General features: G+C 60.8%; 10 protein-coding genes. 2 read left to right on the top strand and 8 right to left on the bottom strand.

Annotated elements, in window-relative coordinates; translation table 11 throughout:
- Positions 1-208: 208 nt before the first annotated feature.
- Entirely contained in the window at positions 209-1,216 is a 1,008-nt protein-coding gene (locus CYAGR_RS06025; RefSeq protein WP_015108904.1) for an ArdC family protein, read from the bottom strand.
- A 140-nt stretch (positions 1,217-1,356) separates the two neighbouring features.
- Here CYAGR_RS06025 and CYAGR_RS18195 point away from each other — a divergent pair, with 140 nt between their 5' ends.
- Positions 1,357-1,965, top strand: a complete 609-nt coding sequence (locus CYAGR_RS18195) for a hypothetical protein (protein ID WP_216593367.1) — start codon at positions 1,357-1,359, stop codon at positions 1,963-1,965.
- Here CYAGR_RS18195 and CYAGR_RS18190 read toward each other — a convergent pair.
- From CYAGR_RS18190 to drmA, 4 genes are all read right to left on the bottom strand, one after another.
- Positions 1,958-2,167: a hypothetical protein gene (locus CYAGR_RS18190; protein ID WP_015108902.1), complete on the bottom strand. Its 210-nt coding sequence runs from the start codon at positions 2,165-2,167 to the stop codon at positions 1,958-1,960. The two genes, CYAGR_RS18195 and CYAGR_RS18190, sit on opposite strands and share 8 nt — an antisense overlap.
- 641 nt (positions 2,168-2,808) lie before the next feature.
- The gene (gene drmC / locus CYAGR_RS06015) at positions 2,809-3,594 is read right to left on the bottom strand and encodes a DISARM system phospholipase D-like protein DrmC (RefSeq protein ID WP_015108901.1); all 786 of its coding nucleotides are present in this window, start codon (positions 3,592-3,594) and stop codon (positions 2,809-2,811) included.
- Positions 3,591-5,504 carry a DUF1998 domain-containing protein gene (gene drmB, locus CYAGR_RS06010; RefSeq protein ID WP_015108900.1) on the bottom strand — a complete coding sequence of 638 codons (1,914 nt, stop codon included), beginning with the start codon at positions 5,502-5,504 and terminating at the stop codon, positions 3,591-3,593. The genes drmC and drmB overlap by 4 nt, the downstream gene beginning before the upstream one ends.
- A gap of 8 nt (positions 5,505-5,512) precedes the next feature.
- On the bottom strand, positions 5,513-9,058 hold the full coding sequence (gene drmA / locus CYAGR_RS06005) for a DISARM system helicase DrmA (RefSeq protein WP_015108899.1): 3,546 nt from the start codon (positions 9,056-9,058) through the stop codon (positions 5,513-5,515).
- Between the two features lie 107 nt (positions 9,059-9,165).
- Here drmA and CYAGR_RS06000 point away from each other — a divergent pair, with 107 nt between their 5' ends.
- Positions 9,166-10,497: a Fic family protein gene (locus tag CYAGR_RS06000; RefSeq protein ID WP_156818402.1), complete on the top strand. Its 1,332-nt coding sequence runs from the start codon at positions 9,166-9,168 to the stop codon at positions 10,495-10,497.
- 176 nt (positions 10,498-10,673) lie between these two features.
- Here CYAGR_RS06000 and CYAGR_RS18185 read toward each other — a convergent pair whose 3' ends face one another.
- The 3 genes from CYAGR_RS18185 to CYAGR_RS05995 all read right to left on the bottom strand — a co-directional run bounded on the left by CYAGR_RS18185 (position 10,674) and on the right by CYAGR_RS05995 (position 17,360).
- Positions 10,674-11,696 carry a hypothetical protein gene (locus tag CYAGR_RS18185; RefSeq protein ID WP_156818401.1) on the bottom strand — a complete coding sequence of 341 codons (1,023 nt, stop codon included), beginning with the start codon at positions 11,694-11,696 and terminating at the stop codon, positions 10,674-10,676.
- 59 nt (positions 11,697-11,755) lie between these two features.
- Positions 11,756-12,736 (bottom strand): hypothetical protein, encoded by a 981-nt coding sequence (locus tag CYAGR_RS16940; protein WP_015108896.1) that lies wholly within the window; start codon positions 12,734-12,736, stop codon positions 11,756-11,758.
- Positions 12,737-13,184: 448 nt separating this feature from the next.
- Positions 13,185-17,360, bottom strand: a complete 4,176-nt coding sequence (locus CYAGR_RS05995; RefSeq protein WP_015108895.1) for an Eco57I restriction-modification methylase domain-containing protein — start codon at positions 17,358-17,360, stop codon at positions 13,185-13,187.

Below are 17,360 nucleotides of genomic sequence, written 5' to 3'. Positions count from 1 at the left end.
CTTTAATGGCTTCTGTTGAAGGAAAGGGATAGGTTTTGGATTTTTCAGAATAGAGAAAAGGCCCCCGGAAAGTCGAGGGCCTGCTGTCAGAATGTCACGCCAGAGTTGGGATGTTCAATCCCGTCTTGAGTGATGAGACTGTGACTTGGATCCAAATCAATCTCCAGGGTTTTAGATCTCATCCGAGGTGATCAGATTCATTCATAGTTCAGCTCCTCACCAAGATAGGGCTTGGCTTTGGCCCCTTTACGGCCGCGGTTTGGCTGACGCTTGACGCGATAAGATCCGCTGCCTTCGTGGCATCGCTGAGAAGCCTGAATAGGATTCGTGGACTTTCCTGGAGAATCTGAATCCAGTGATGGAGGTAGGCTGCATGGTTTTCACTGTTGCTGCCAATGCCCAATCGCTGGGTCAGGAGGAAGGCCCCGAGTTCAGCGATCAGCTCCTCTTTTGCATAGGCCTCGCTTCCGAAGCTATGCCGCCTGGCCACACCATCGCGGTTCAGACGCTTGGCTGCACCAGTGGAATGAATCGCTTCATGGGCATGGGTGGCCAGAAAAGCTTCGTGGCTATGGAAGCTGCCTGCAGTTGGGAGCTGTATCCGATCCAATGCCGGAATGTAGCAGGCGCAGTCGGTGCCGTAGATCACGGGCACTGGCCAGGCTTGTAGTACCGCCCGGGCCTCAGCAAGTCGCTGCGATTCAGGGACGGGCTTGACATCTCCGAGGGCCTTGGTGATGGCTTTCTCAATACCGTCGCCGTGGAGGTCGGCGGCATTGAAGACAGCAGCTGGCTTGTAGCTCACCCACGTGGTGATCACGGGTTCGCCATTGGCGTCTCGCTGGGGATTGCCATCGGCATCGAGTTCTTCGTATTGGTTGAACTGCGGTCGGATGATGATGCAGGCCTTGCTGCCTTTATGGGGGCTCCACCCCTGTTCCTTGGCCTGGTTGTACCCAAGCCACAGTGGCAGCTCGGATCCTCTTGCGGCCATCTGCATTTCCAGTAGGACTGGGTTGCCGCCGGTGTAATGATGCCCGGTCACTAAATTGCGATGGGAGCCACCACGGTTGGGGTTCCATGGTTTGCGCCAGGGATTGACGCCATTGGCCATCAGTTCGATGAGGGAGTGGGTCAGGCGCTCTTCATGTCCAGTGCCTGGGGCGCTCGATTGATCAATGGCCTGGCAGTCCTTTGGGGCTGATGTGGAAGTCATGGCAAGTGTTCGAAGGAAATGCTCCGCCTTGGCGGAGCACCGACGAACAGCCCCCGGAGAGGGGCTTACCCTTCATCCAGAGGCATGCAGCTCTGATGGTTCAGCGAAAGGCGGCAGGAGAGTCGTTCCAGCAGGGACTGATGAAGCTTGTGCTGAACAATCCTCTGGTTGGCAGTTGGAATGACGCTCTCACGGATGCGGCAATCCGGCCGATCGAGCGACTGCTGGGAGGCAATGCCGTGGTCGCGGACGACACCCAGGTGCGTCTGGCCCGAATGGTTGTGGAGGAGTTGGAAGGCAATGGCGGCAGGCTCACCCCTCGATCGGCAGCGATTCTTGGGGAGCATGTGGATCCAGCTTTCGATCTGGGCCGGTTGAATCAAGCCATTTCACGCATGAATCAGGCTGGCCTCGGCTATGAGGATCGGGTGATGCAGATCACCACCCTGCTCGGCCGGGGTCCTTACCGGGCTGGGCTCAGCGAAAGGGGTGATGTGGATCTGGAGCGCACCCTTGCCTTGAGACGTGCGGTATTGGGGGGAGGCCGTTCTCATGCCTATACCAACGCTGGTGAGCTGATGCGTCAGTACGGCATCGGTTCTCCACTCGCTGCCTATGCCGCCAGTGGAGTTGCTTTGGCGGCAGCAATCCAGGCGGCAGGGGAGCTGCGGGAGAAGGAAAGAAATGCCCCCGTAGAAGGGGGCATAGGTGCTGAGCTGGAGACTCAGGGGGTGAGTTCAATCAGATGATCAGATTCACGTACCGCTTGGCGATGTGATCGCTGCGGACGAAGAAGCCGATCCCCGATCGCTGCTGCTCCTGGCCTTCCCCGGATTGGAAGCCCACCTCCAAGGAGAAATCACCAACCATCCCGATGCCGGCGTAGACAGGACCAAGGGAGTGGTATTGACCAGCTTGCTCTGCTGCCGCTATGGCGGCTGTGCCGAGCATGGGTTGTTTCAGGGGGTGGGGAGCTGGGGATGGCTTGGGTGCCAGTGCCTCTGCAGTTGAGGTGTTCTTCGAGGCGATCGAGTTGTTTGGTGAGGCGGATGTGGATGAGGCCATGGGTTGGCTGCTGTGCAGTGGAGTGGCCACTGCGTCCACCCCTTCACAGTCCCCGTGGATAGAAAGATTGGAATGGAGGGATTGCAGCCCTGCGGTGGATAGAAATGGTGGCACTTCCCCTCGCCTAGGCTGACGCAGGCTGACCGAGCCTGTTCACCAAGTCATTGAGACTGCGTTATCGATGGGGTGTCCCTTGGGGTGCAGTCTGTTTGGATAGGTGCCAGAGCATGGAGAGTCCTTGTTACAGCAGGTGCCTGGCCCTTGCGGATATCCGCCAGCCTGTTTAGTCGGGGCGGCATGGAAGGTAGTCCAGCCTGTGCACGGGACCGATTCACACGAGCGCGCTATTGAGAATGAGGGTCAATAAGCGCTTGTTGACTGGCCTGCCTGGTCAGCCACCCTCCCTAGGGCTTTTTTTGGGAGGGGAGATTTCAGCAGCCCTAGTAGGAAGGCCCTCCCGGATTTTTGGGGCATTTTTTCGCGCGCACGAAGGGCTTCCCATTCCCTCAGGCGAAAGAGGTGGTAACTCAGAGCATCAGAAAGAACCCTTCCGCCACCATCTGCTGCAGGTGATCGCTCACCTGGTTGGCGCGCCAGGGTTCCCGTGCCAGCCAGCCAGCTTCGAAGTTGTGTCGCTGAGCGGTTTCACTGAAGTTGGCGCTGGTCACCAAGGCGCGCGCGCGATCGGTGCCTGCATCGGCGACAACGACCTTGGCGTGCTGGTGGCAACGTTCGCTGGTACCGGCCAGCAGACGGCGATCGATGTAGGCCAGGGGTTTGGCGGGCCAAGGCCACACCTCCGTGTGGAACCAGCGGCGGATCTCTCTAAGAGGATCGGATCCCAGCCGGCCCTCGATCTGCACTGGATGGAAGAACAACTGCACCCGTTGCAGCCGTCCATCTGCGAGGCGCTCTGCAATCGATTCCAGCAGCTCCCTGAAGCCTGCGGAGAGGCCGATGTTGTAGGTGGCGATGATCAGGCTGGATCGTGCCTCCCGGATCAGCTGGTCCACCGTCGCGAAGGTGTCGGCCGTTCTGGCATGGAGGGGCTCTGGCCCCGACCAGACGAAGCTCCAGGCATCTCGTTCGCGTTGGCGTTCCTGCTGGGCATCCGCCAACCGCTCCAGGACCAGGGCCAGCAGTTTGGGGTGGGCGCCCTCGCGCACCATCTCCACCAGCAAGGGTTCCAGCTGCTCGCGGATCTGCTGGCTCTGGCCCCCCAGCAGGGCCTGCCAGCTGGTGGGCACATAGCTGAGCTGCCGTAGGGAGGCGGCCACACTGCGCAGGGTCTGGGCCGGCAGCGAGAGGCTCATCCGGAGGACCCGGAGTTGATGAAACTCCAGAAGCTGGGGTCGTCTTTTTCGTCGTGGACCGACACGGTGCGACTCACCAGGGCCCGATCGAGGAACTCATTGCGTTGCTCGCAGGAGGTCTCGGCGATCAGCTCGCACCCATGGCAGGCGGCGCCATGGGTGGGGCGGATGTCGAAGGGGTGGTTGGGGTCGTGCTCGGAGCAGAAGGGGTCGTTGCTGCAGAGCTGGCCTCGCTCGAAGGCCCGCTCCAGGTAGGTCACGATCCGCTTGCCGGCATCCACCAGACCTCCCAGGGAGCCCTCAGAGCCTGAGGTGCTGGTGAGCAGCAGGATGCCGTAGCCGATGTCGGGGTTCGCATAGATCCGCTCGCGGATCGAGCTGACGCCATAGCCGCACTCCAGAGCCATCTCGGTGATCAGCAGATGGCTGAAGCTGTGCAAGAGGATGTAGGGAGCACCCGGGAAGGGGAATTGCTCGCTGTCGAGTCCCCGTGACTTCAGCCAGTCGTTCTCGAACGCCTTGCTGAACTGGGCGGCGCGGCTGGCCACGGCATCACTGGCGGCCCAGGCCTTGATGGTGGCGGGGTCGAACTCGATGAAGATGCCTTCGCCCTTGTTCTCACAGGCCGGCAGCCAGCGCAGGTCGTTGGCCAGCGGAGCACGGTGGTTCGTCTTGGTGGTGTCGATCGGCAGGCCCCCCAGGCTGCTGGTCCGGGCCGTGAAGCGGGTGAAGCCCACCAAGGCCTGCACCTCCCGCAACCGCCGGATCAGCAGCACTCGGCGGATGGCCTTCCGGAACCAGGCCGGTGCACCTGCCGGTGACCAGACTGAGGCCTCGAACAGGCTGTCTTCGGCGGAGCTGGAGACCCCATCCATCGGGCCGACCAACAGCCGCAGTTCCTCATCCTTCGGTTGGGGCACGTCGCCACCACTGCCACCCCTCTGGGCTTCGATGGCCTGCCAGAGGGCGGCTGGCTCCACCCCCGCGAAAGCGCTCTTGAGCCTGGGGTTGAACTTCAGAGCCATGGCGATGTCAGCCTCGGCTTCGATCCCCGCCAGTTCGTCCTTCAGTTCGGTGACCCGCTTGGCCAGGCCACCGGCTTCCTCCGGAAGGGAGATCACCGAGATCGTCTCGCTGAAGTAGGCGTTGGTGGCGGAGCGCACCAGCAGCCGGCTCTGCGTGGGCTCACCATCGGTGAGGCAGCGCTCGGGATCCCGGCTGTACCGACCGAGCCAGGGCGTGTGTCCCTGGCAGGTGCCCAGCGCCTTGGTTTCCGGGATCAGAGCATCGGCCAGCTTTCGCGTCACACCGCTCTCCGACTGCACGAAGATCTGGGTGAAGTCGTTGCCGGTCCCTGCCTCCAGCAGATAGAGGCGCTCATCGTTCTTGCAACCGAACTGGTTGAAGCAGAAGTCACGCCAACGGATGTCGCTCAGGTGGCCGTGGGGACAGGCCATCACGAAACGTACCGGCACCAGCGGATGCTCGCCCTCGTCGTCCTTGAATTTCTTCCAGTCCTTGATGCAACTGTCGTTGTAGTGCACCAGCAAACGGGTGCGGCAGACGATGCCGAAGGCCTGCCGATCGGGGATCTTTTTTTGCACCACCGACCACTCGGGGAAACGCAGAGCCTTGATCGAACCGCTGATGTTCCGTAGTGGATCCACCTCCTTGGGCGGTGTGCGCAGATCCACCCGTGCTGCCCCCGTGGCCTGCCGCGCCAGCCGGAGCAACCGGGGTTCATGGATCGGGTCACAGCCGCGATCGTTCCAGAAGTCGAGGCCGCCGATCAGCACGGCGTAGTCCGGCAGATCCACCATCGCCCCAGGGCCGTAGAGCTGCAGCACCTGGCTCTGGCGGGCTTCCCCGAGTGGTGGCGGTGCGGTCTTGCGGCGCGTGCTGGGTGGCATGGTTCAGGTCAGTCCTCGTCGGCGGTGATCTCCTCGCGGAAGTTCACCAACCGAATCGGTGCCACGGGCTCCACATCCCGCAGGCTCCAGTTGGTGGTGAACTGCCTGTAGCCCTCGCCGGTGTACAGGGCATCGGTATCCAGTGGAGTGTGCAGCAGGCCGGCTCCGGAGCCTTTGTCCTCGTAGGTCCAATACTGCAGCTTGGCCTCGGGTTGCTGGGTGAGCTTCCACCAGGCCTCCATCAGATCGATCACCTGGGCACGCACCTCCGTGGGCAGCAGCTGGCTGTGGCCGTCGTCAGCGGCACCGGTGGCGATGCAGCGGCTCTGCAGAGCCTCGGCGATCTGATCCTTGATCCGTTGCAGCGTGTCGGCGGCCATCGCCCCCTTGGGTGGGGCCAGTTGCGGCTCGCTGTGGCGTGCCAAGGCCACCACCACGCCAGGCAGGCCGCGATCGAGGGCTCGGCTGGCAAAGGGCGTGCAGCTGGTGGCCTCCACATGCCGGTAGAAGGTCTGGTGCCAGTAGGGAAACAGCTCGAAGTGCGAGCGATCCCGGGGCCGGTTGGGGTTGAGCAGCACCAGCACCAGGCCCGGCTTGTTCTCGTCGGGGTTTGCGCTCAACTGACGCCCGACCCGGCTGGTGGCCTGGATGTACTCGGCTGCGGTCTTGGGTTGGTTGAGCACCACCATCAGGCCCAGGCGGGCGATGTCCAGACCCACCGAGATCATGTTGGTGGCCAGGGCCACATCGAGCCGCTCCTTGTCGACGTAAGGCTTCGACAGCCGATCCTTGGTGGCGCTGATCCGCGCTGTGCTCACCCGTGAGGTCAGCTCCTCCGGCATCTCCGGCCGCTTGCGGCTGGCGAAGGGATTCTCGACTCCCTCCATCGGCAGGGCCCGGTTGGTGGCGAAGGCTTCGAGCTGGGCACCGAGTTCATCCTCCAGGATGCTGCGGGTGACACCCAGCTCCTTGAGGTTGGAGAAGTAACCCAGCAGGGTCATGTAAGGGTCGGCAGGGTTTTTGGCGCCCAGGCCCCTGTTGTCGTCCCAGGCCTTCTGGGCTGCGGCCATCAGGCCCAGGTAGCTGCGCAGCAGCACGCCCTTGAGATTGCGGCCGGGGGCCGACAGACCCACGTAGAGGCGGGCCTGGTTGGAGTCGGGAATCGTGCGGGAGAAGAAGTTGTCCTCCCGCTCCGGCCCCGGCGGTGGAAACACCCGAGCCTGAGCGCGACCGAACAGGGCCTTGATCTGGGCCTCTGCACGGCGGACCGTTGCGGTGGAAGCCACGATCTTGGGTGGCGGCGATTCGGGTGTCGGCCGCATCAGCCGCTCGATCACGGTCTCGTACAGCCCGGCAAGGGTGCCGAGCGGGCCGCTGATCAGATGCAGTTCGTCCTGAATCACCAGCTCGGGCGGCAGCAGGCGGCCGTGGGGGATCGTCAGGCCTGCGGCCTTCTCTGCAGGGCCCCAGAAGCCGGCCAACCCAGTGGCGCTGGGCAACTGGACGTGGGTGACGTTGCCGAACAGGGCCGAGGTCCGCCCCACCCAGGGGAGCGCTGCGAACTTGTCGATCGTGGAGATCAGGAAGCAGGGCAGGCGCCGGTAGATCTGTTCGTCCACGGCCAGCACCGGCAAAGGCACCCCCTTCTGGAACGGGCAGGGCCCCATGTGGGCGAATTCCTGGCGGGCCTCCGGCTGCCGAGACTCGCGGCAGTAGATCTCCATCCGCTCCGGCTTCTTCGGCGGCAGAAGATGGAAGCCGTCGGGCTGCAGCGGCCTGTTGCACCAGGGGCAGGTTTCGATCGGGATCGGCCGGTCGCGCTTGCCTGCCTTCCACTTGGTGAGCAGAGCGTGGGTGGAGTTCTGGTCGCTGTCGCCGGGGCCGCCGAGCACGTTGGGCGTGGCGGCCTTGCCGACCCACATGCCGATCTCAAAGGGCCATTCGCCCAGCAGGTAGCGATGGCCAGCCTTGGCCCGCTCCAGCCGCTCCAGCTCCAGGGCGGAGATCAGCGTGGCGGCGCGGCCCAGCTGATCCAGCGTGAGCAGGCGCAGGGTGTAACGCATCAGCACCGTCACACCTGCCGATTCGATGCCGGGGTGGGCAAGACGCCGATGCACCAAGGTGAAGGCGGCCAGGCCCAGGTAGGCCTCCGTCTTGCCGCCGCCGGTGGGGAAGAACAGCAGCTCCACCGTCTCGCGATCGACCCGCCCCCGTTCGGACAGTGGCTGCGCCAGCCCGGGCAGGTTCATCAACACGAACGCCAGCTGGAAGAAGCGCCAGCTCGGCGTCCGGGTGCCGCTGGCCTTGCCGATCTGATCGGGGGGCACCTTGGCGCTGAAGGCGGATCGCTGCCGCTGGGCGCGGGCCATCACCACGTTCATGGTGCGGAAGGCCTCGCGCACCAGCGGATCGGCGAGCAGCTGGATGCCGGCCTCGATGCGATCGGCGCAGTCCTGGGCCTGACTGCAGAGGTTCTTGGCCGTTTCGTTGAGGACAGGATCCTCGATGGGATGGCCCGGCTGGCGTGCGATCCAGTGCCGGTAGGCCTTCACCATCGGCTGAAGCTTGCCGATGATCTGCTCGCTCTGGGCCAGGTCGGCCAGGGCCTCCATGTTCATCGGCACATTGGATGCCACCGCCGGAGGCTCTGGCAGCACCCGCATCACTTCGGCGGTCGGCAGCCAGGTGGTGGTGAGGGTGAGGGCGCGATCGGGCTGCTCGGGCTCGATGCCCGCCGCGATCACGGCCACGTTGTGGCCGCTGGCGAAGCAGAAGTCGCGGCGGTACTGCAGAGCCGCCAGGGCTTCGTCGTTGTCCTGATTGGCGGCGTTCTGCAGGGCGTCCCGGCGAGGCGGGAAGCCCCGGGCGCAATGGAGGCGCAGCTCCGCCTGGAAGGCTGTGAGGGGGTCGCGGTAGCGGATCTGGTCGGCCTTGGGTGGCTCGCGTTTGTTGAGCAGGAACAGCGACACCGAGAGCTGATCGCTGGGGTAGCCGAGCTTCCTGGGGGCCGGCCGGGCGATCCAGCGCAGGCATAGGCCCGCGGGGTTGGCCTCCAGGGGGATGTCATCGCTGCTGCCGTGGCCAGTGATCGTGAGGGTCTTCTGCACTCGCTGGGGCGTGCGCAGCCAGAGCCGAGCCTCATCCCCATCGGCCGGCGGGCTGTAGTCGCCCCAGCTCACCAAGGCCTCCAGCGTGGAGCCACGCTCCAGGATGAAGCTCATCCCCAGGGAGGAGGGGAACCAGCTGCGGCGCTTGTTCGCCTGATCGAGGGAATCGTTGGCATCCTCGTCGCGCTCCTTCTTCTCCAGCCGGTTGGCGGCGTCGTTGCTGTCGTCTTCCCCGCCCAAATCCGCGAAGCTCAGCTGCTGATCGGGGGTCTGTCGTTCCGCCTCCTGCTGGAACACATGCGGCACCAGGAAGCCCGTCGTGTACCAGACCGAGGGCGGCTGGCTGAGGTGCTCATGGCGCCGGGCCACCTCATCCCAACCGGGGCCGATCAGGTCACTACGCAGGGCAGCGACGAGCTGCTGACGAATCTCGGCGGAGGTGACCATCGCTCGATTCTGGCCAGGATGGCAGGAAACCACCGCGACTGGCCTGGAGACGGCCCTCCGAGCGCAAAGCCAAACCATCTTCTAATTTGAAGCAAGTTTGAAGTTCATTGCACTTGTCCACCCGGCTGCCCCGCAAGCCCCCTTCTCTCCAGGAGATGCTGCAGCGCAGCGGGGGACTGGAGGAGACGCTGCCGATGCTCTCCCGCCTGGCCACCGCGGCGGATGGAGATCACTACCTGCACTGGGATGAGCTGCGCCATCGCCCGCCGCCGGAGGGGCTGAGCCATGAACAGTGGTGGCTGGCCGAGAAGCTCTCGCGCCGGCCCACCCCCTTGCCGCTTCTGGCGAGTGACGGACAGGCCTTCTGGTTCTCACAACCGCCTGTGCTGCTTCAGGGCCTGCATCAGATCGACATGCAGGCCGGTGCCAGCGTGGTGGCTCCCGAGGCCGTCAACACCCGCTCCACCCGGGATCGCTACCTGCTGAGTTCGCTGATGGAGGAGGCGATCACCTCCTCGCAGATGGAAGGTGCTGCCACGACGCGGGATGTGGCCAAAGCGATGATCCGCAGCCGGCGGCCGCCCCGCGACCGCTCCGAGCGGATGATCCTCAACAACTTCCTGACGATGCAGCGCATCCAGGAGCTGCGGAAGCAGCCGCTGACACCGCAGCTGGTGCTGGATCTGCACCGGCTGGTGAGCGAGGACACGCTGGATGACCCGGCCGATGCCGGCCGGCTGCGCCCAGCCGTAAAGGAGGTGGTGGTGGATGACGCCTACGGCACCGTGTTCCATGTGCCGCCACCGGCTGAGGAGCTGCCGCAGCGGCTGGCAGAACTTTGCCGCTTTGCCAACGGCGAGACCCCGAAGGTGTTCATCCACCCAGTGGTGCGGGCCATCGCCCTGCACTTCTGGCTGGCTTACGACCACCCCTTCTGCGATGGCAACGGCCGAACCGCCCGGGCGCTCTTCTACTGGGCGATGCTGCATCAGGGCTACTGGCTGTTCGAGTTCGTCTCGATCTCCTCGGTGATCAACAAGGCCAGGGGGCAGTATGAGCGCTCGTTTCTCCTAAGCGAGAGCGACGACAACGACCTCACCTATTTCCTGCTGGCCCAGGTGAAGGTGATTCAGCAGGCCATCGCCAATCTGCATGCCTACCTGGAACGAAAGGCCGGTGAGGTGGGGGCCCTGCAGCAGCGGCTGGAGGGAATGGACGGTCTGAACCACCGCCAACTGGCCCTGCTGCGGCATGCCCTTCGGCATTCCGGCTTCCGCTACACGGTGCTCTCGCACCAGAACAGCCATGGGGTGAGTCATCAGACCGCCCGCAGCGATCTGCAGAAGCTGGCTGCCCAAGGGCTCCTGATGGCAGGTAAGGACGGACGGCGGGAGATCTTCCGAGTACCCGAGGATCTGGCGGCGCGGGTGCCGGATTGATTCGGGATATCGGTCTATTTGGTTGGGAGATCTAGCATGAGCGGCAGTGTTGAAAGCATTTAATTGGCATTGCATTTCATCACGGGAATTGAACATCAGTGGACAGCATTTAGTTTATCCCTGTAATATGTCTGGGTGTTTGACCAGCCCGCCAAACAAGGAAACCTGACTTCTCATTATTCCATCATTCCATGAAGGTCAGGGTTTTCAAGGATGATGCCTATTGTTCCTAGTAGCAATCGTTCTCCAAACTCAATTACAAACTCATCGTCATTCTGTGAAAGCAAATACTCTCCGATTCGATGATGCGCGATGCAACACCTAATCCGAAAAATCCAGTATGCAGCAGACTCCAGAATAATCTTATCGTATTTGTCTTGATTCTTTGGCATTCCTTTTGTGGGTGGATTCAAGAAGTAGCCCTTGCCTAGATCGGTACACATATCACTCCAGGAGTCCTTCAGGGGGTTTCCCTCCTTGCCATAGTCCTGAAAAATCTTTGCTCCGGTAATCCTATAATCTAAAATATTTGCAAGAAGGGAATGCACTTTCGGGGCATCGTTGCAGTAAGTGAGAATCAAGTCTTTGAGTCGAGGCAAGTCGCCACTCTGGTATGAAGAAATAAGCTTGGCAGCGCCTTGCAAATCATTCTGAAGAGCTTGAATCTTTTTTACGACAATCCAATCAAACAGCAGTTCCAGCTCATGATAGTACTTCAAATATCTTTCAAAGGGATGCGATGCCTGAACAGCTCGCTCAAGGGCTACCTTATGAAAAGGTGTAGGTAGCCTCATGCCTTGGATGGCAGTAATTGATTGACACTGCCTTATAGCCGAAGACCGGGAGTTGGTATTCACGTGGGAATAGGATCCCCAGATTTCACTGCTGTCCTTCATTTTTCTCTGATAGTCATTAACTCGCGATGAATCTATGACAACGTAATCAAAAGCGAAAGGAATAGGTTGGTCGAATTCAACGTATTCTCGCTCTAGCAAGTAAGCTGCCAGCTGCCATTCTGTAAGCGCACGAACATTGACAGGGCCTAAAGAGCGAGTGCCAAGCAGCATGCCTATCACCGAGCCGCTCGAATCACAAATATCTAGGTTTGAACATTCGTCATATGAGCAATCCCTGAAAACACGAAATGGCACTTTATCTTTTATAACTAACAACCCGTCATCTACTCGGATGTGAGCCATCCTCAGATCCGGTAAGAGCCCATCTTGTATGAGGCTTTGTATCTCGACTGCTTCCATAGTCACTCAGCAGCAAGAGTCCAGCAATCTTCCATTGATATATCACCTTCACCTCGAAAGAGCTCTTTGAAGCCGTTTGATAGAAGCCTTCGAGTGCCAGTCCCAATGTTGACTTTGCGGGGGCTTAGTCCTTTTTGTATTTCAAGCAATCGATGAAGCCCAAGTGGATCGTCTTCCGGAGAGGATCTCCGAAGACACTGTAATATCTTATCGAGGGCGGCTTCGGCTCGTTGCTTTTGAATTTCACCAGAAACATATTGGCTGTATGCTGAAAAGAATGCCTGTAGCACATTGTCACTCCCAAACCAATTTGCCCCGGTTGGCATTTCTGATGAATCATCGCGCTCTGGATATACACGACACACTTCGTCGTCTAGACGGCAATATCGCTTGAGGAGTTGCACAAACGAGTTAAATTCAGAGGTAAGCTCCTCTTCAGATGCGTCCATGGCATTTGCCTCTACAATCTGCTGAGCCACGATATTCTCACGACTTACTTCTGGGGATCTTGTAATATAGCTTTGATAAGCTGCGGCTAGTCTGTCGAGTGCGAATTTTCGAGGACTTCTTCTTCGTGTTTGGTCTCGCTCTCTGTAAATTTCTAAATCTTTTATTTCGTCTTCCAGTTTTTGCTTAAGTGTAGAGAAAAGTAGCTCAATCTGGTGCCTCATGCTCATTGGCTTTTGGCCTGCATTGAGGACGATGATCCGATAGACTAGATTGTTGATATCATCCTCAAGCCAAAACTCAAGATGAAGAGTCTGAAGCGGATTTAATTCGACACCTTCGTCAACCAAGTCCTTTATGATGTACGTTCTTTGTAGGCCATCAAGGATATTAACTTGCCCTGGTTGGCTTAAGCGCAGGGCAAGCTGATCAAAGCTAGAAGAGGCATGAAGGGGTCTAAGATCGGGTACCCTCTCGGGCTTGACCGCAAGAGTAATCGAAGGAAGTAGAGCACCTTCGATGATATCCTTTTTCATACGATCATATGCCTTGTGCTTTTCGCGCCTGCGTTGGATCGAAAAACTCTCAAATTCGGTTCCTACGAGAGGTAGAAACTCGATGATGGGGACTTGGGCGTAGACTACTGGCGTAGTGGTACGCCTATCTTCAGCAAGTCCAAGAATTTGAAGGGGCACTTCTTTCTCAATGCTATGCCCAGCTTAGCTGAAGTTGTTTATTCAGGCTAGCCTTACGGTCACTCATACGAGTGAACTCGGCCCAACGTTGCCAAAGCAGTCTCTCACATAGCTCGCGCTCAAGGAAGATGTGGTAGCAATTGGCAACTACCTTGGCTGGCTCATCTAGAAACGACCGAGTGGAGTCGGCAAGTTCACAGTTTTTGTTTAGAAGCTCAACTGACCAAATGGCTAAACGAAGGTTTTGGCGGGCTGGTTACTGGGTTGCATTGGTAGATCGCCGCAGGGCTCATAACGCCAGCCCCATCTGTTCGGCAGGCAGGGTACCAGTCTTGCCTGCCTGGGCCGCCTTCGCCGGGCGCCCCCGTCGTTTGCCGGCTGTGCCACCTGCTTCTGGCTCTGCGCTCGCAGCCTGCCTGGCTCCGTTGACATGTAGACCCTGCGCCACCTCCTCGGCGTAGCGCTCTGCGTTGAGGGCGAGCAGGCGGGCGAGTACGTCGTCGCGGACGGCATCGGGCCAGCGGTAACGCCAGGGCAGCTTCTTTGTGGCCTTCACGGCGCCATGGGCACGCAGTTGGGCCTGGAAGGCCAGGGCCTCATGGGCCCCCCAGAAGAACAGCTCGCCGCATTTGATTCGCTCCTGCAGCTCGTAGGGGAGCTGGACCTCGTCGTCGGGGTCGAGATAGTCGAGGACGAAGCCGCAGGCGGTGGGCACATCGCTCCAGCCGTAGGCCTGCAGCACCGCCTGATCCAACTCGCCATGAAGGCGGCGCAGTTCCAGCAGCTGGGGGCTGGTTTCGGCGGGATCGTGGAAGCGGTTGTAGGTGCTGGTGAGACCTTCGTTGTTGGCCACCATTATCTCGGCACGGAACTGGTGGTAGCGCTCGCCGATGGCTTCAAGGCTCTGGCGCATGGCTTCGTATGTGGGATCGTTGGCGCTGGATTCGAGCAGGGCGACGGGGAAGGGGAAGGTGTCGAAGCATTCTTCGGGTCCATAGACAAAGCGCTCGTCCTGACTGGCCCCAAAGCGAATCGCCCAAGACTGGTGAATACTAGACTGCAATAATGCGAAATTAGTGTCTGCACTATCAGAGGTCAATACAATGAGCCTATTTGAGAAGACTGTATCAGCATTCACTTTCGCAAATGCTATATGCGTGGTCACTTGTGAAATGGCAAGCACTTTGGTCTTGTTATTAATCGCTTTGTAAAGTGCAGGGGTGTATGACCCATATTGCCACCAGTACTCCTTGCGTCTTTTGGCAATTGAGTATACACCCTCAATCGAATCGCGCATGGGCTTGACTTTGGTTCTGACTACCTCAAGCAATTCTGGCCAAGCTGAGGCCTCATCAAGAGACATCTCGCCAAAACAGATGGCGTATCTCTCGTGACTGACTGACGGGCTCGTAGTTAGCTCCTTGCCGCCAATTAGAGGTTTCAAGACTTGCGCATGCCGGGGGTCTTCTTGTAGCAGGCGCAATGCATCGCTTTGGGTGCCAGCATTCTCCTCGGAATGCTCATCTCTATAAATGAAGCCATCACCGTAAATTACGCAACCTCGAAATGCGGTATCCTGGTTTGATGCCAACTTTTGTGGATCCTGCTCGATAGGTGATGAAAGAAGATAGGAGTTGAAGCTTGCAGGGCACTGTCCGCTGACATTCTTGCAAATATGGACGATGCTAATACTCACGGCCGCGACTCCCGGCCATGGCATCTTCTTGACTGCGCTGTAAATAGCGCCCTGGCTTGTGGTAATTTGCTTGAGCCCGGCTATTCTTGTATCACCTTCCGCGATTGTGCTTGTTGAGATTAGGCCAAGGCAACCATCGGGAGCAAGCAGCTGATATGCGGCTCTAAAGAAGTAGCAAACAAGGTCCACCCCTTTGCCACCTGAGTTTGCGAACCTGCTTCTTAGCCAATCCGGGTAAGTCTCTCCCATGATGGGATATATCTTGTTCCCTCCCAGGAAAGGTGGGTTGCCAACGAACACATCGAAGCCTGGCTGATCTCGCGCGAACACGTCCGGGAAGGCCAGCTGCCAATGCAATGGCTGAATCCCTTTTTCGCCTGAACGCAGTCGCTCCAGGGGCTCGGCGAGTTCTTCCTCCAGTTCCTCTGCTGAACTGTGCTGCAGGGTGGCCTCCAGGTAGAGCTGCCTCAGCTCCTCACGATCCTTTGGCTTCTTGCCGTTGAAGAACGCCGCCACCAGCAGATCACCCACCGTGCGCAGGTAGGCCGTGCTGGCGTTCAGATCCTCCAGAGCCTGGCGCTTCAGGGCGTCGTCGGCATCGTTGCGGCTGTCGGCATGGAACAGGGCAAAGCTGCGCGCTTCCTGCTGGCGCACTTGATCCAGATACTCCACCTGTAGCTCGCGTTGCAGGCTGGCCCCCTTCAGGGCCTTCTCGATCTCGGATCGCTCCATGCCCACCAGGGAGTCGCCGCACTTGAGGGCGTGATCCACGAAAGTGAACGGCGCGTCCTTGCTCAGGCTCACCAGCCACAGGCTGAGCCGCGCCAGGTTCACGGCGAAGGGGTTCTTGTCGACCCCGTAGAGGCAGCTCTGGGCGATCAGGCGGCGGGCATAGATCAGCGGTTCTTCGCCCAGGGCATGGCCACCTGGTTTCAATGCATCCGGCAACCCTTCGCGGGTCCAGGCCTGCTCCAGCAGTTCGGCCAGATAGCGGCAGCTCTCCACCAGGAATGCGCCGGAGCCCATGGCCGGATCGCAGATCTTGAGATCCAGAATCTGGGCGGCCGTGGGCTTGCCGCCGCAGCGCTCCTTCCAGGGGCGCAGTGCCTCCTCCACGATCGGCCGGGTGAGCGCCCGGGGCGTGTAGTGGCTGCCACTGCGCCGCCGCTCTTCGGTAGGCTGGAACACCAGGCTGCCGGCCGCCTGGGGGCCATCGAACAGCTCGCGGTTGATGCGCGGGGCCAGGGCCTCAAGTAGCTCGGCCTCGCTGGCAGCGGCCTTCAGAGCATTGGCCGACTTGGCCGGCAAAGTGGTGGCCGCTTCCTCCTCCAGCCAGGCTTTGCGTCTGGATCCAGGCAGGGCCAGCAAGGCATCCAGATCCACCGCCGTGGTGAGCTGCTTCTTGGCGCCCTGGGGCTTGCTCTTGAGGCCGATGCAACGGCCGGGGATGCAGCGCACCGCATAGCCCATGATTCCTTCGTACACCGAGCCGATCTGCTCCACATCGAGGGCCCGGTAGCTGATGCGCTCACCATTCACGATCAGCAGGTTGCGGAGCAGCGCCAGCACCACGCCATCGCTGATCCAGGGTGTCTCCAGCCAGGGGTGGGCCTCCGGATCGAATAGCTGGCCGTGGCGGGCCGGCAGGTAGTCGGCCGTGGGTCCGCCGCCATCGAACACCAGCCGGCAGAGGCTCATCAGGCCCGCCCAGGCGCCGAAGCGCTGCTCCATCGTGTCGGGGTATTCGGCCTCGTCCTGCTGGAGCTGCTCGAAGGTCCCGCTCACCTTGTAATTCTGTTCGTACACCGCATCGCTGGGCATCAGCGCTTCGTCTTCGGCGTAGAGCAGGAACACCAGCCGCATCAGCACCGTGATCAACCCGCCGTAGAGCTGCTGCGGATCCCGTGTGGGCAGATCCCCCAGGAGTTCGGTGTCCTGCCGCTCGCTCAGCTCATCGGCTTGCTGGAAGCCGCGCAGCAACTCCCACAGCGCCGCCAGCACCTGATCGGCAAGGGCGTTGCTGACCACCGCCTGGAAGCTGCGGCTCTTGCGCAGCACATCCGTGAGGCGGTAGCCGTCGGGGTCGAGGAACACATGGCTCACCCCCAGCAGCAGATCCAGGCCCGCGAACATCAGCCGCCCGCTCACCGCCGCCAGATCGGCCAGGGGGAAGGTGAGGTGGCCGGAGCTTTCGCCCTTGGGGGCCACCACCAGGCGCAACTGGCTGCCGTTGAACAGCAGGCCGGCCTCCACGCCCGTCTCGCGCAGCAGGCGCTCGAAGCGCTCCTGGGCACTGGCGCGCCAGAGGTGATCGCCGTCGCTGAACTTCTGATCGAAGGCCGCGGCCAGGGGCAGCTCCATCACCAGCAACTGGGCACCGTCGCCCGTGGCGGCTGGCACCACGGCCGTGGGGGCAAGGACCTCACCCAGTTCGGGCAGCTCCTTGGTGTGGGTGGCGATGCTCTCTGGATCACGGCTGAGCTGTTCGATCTCCCAGCCCAGGTGCTGCGTGAGCAGATCGGCCAGCTCCCGGAAGCCCCGCTCGCCGTCGCTGTCGCCACCGTTGGGGTCGGCGTCGGCGGCCAACGGTTCCAGCGCTTCGCGGTAGCGCTCCTGGCGTTCGATCAGTTCGCTGCCGCTGCGGGTCACCACCCAGCCGGCCTCTACCATCGCGGCCGGGGCTACCACCAGGCCCACCGGCTGCAGGTAGCCGAGCCACTCCTGGTGTGCCCTCAGCTCGGGGTCGATGGTGGGGGTGCGGCGGGGCAT

The sequence above is a fragment of the Cyanobium gracile PCC 6307 genome (genome assembly GCF_000316515.1).
Lineage (GTDB): Bacteria > Cyanobacteriota > Cyanobacteriia > PCC-6307 > Cyanobiaceae > Cyanobium > Cyanobium gracile.
This window is presented reverse-complemented; position numbering and strand designations above follow the sequence as displayed.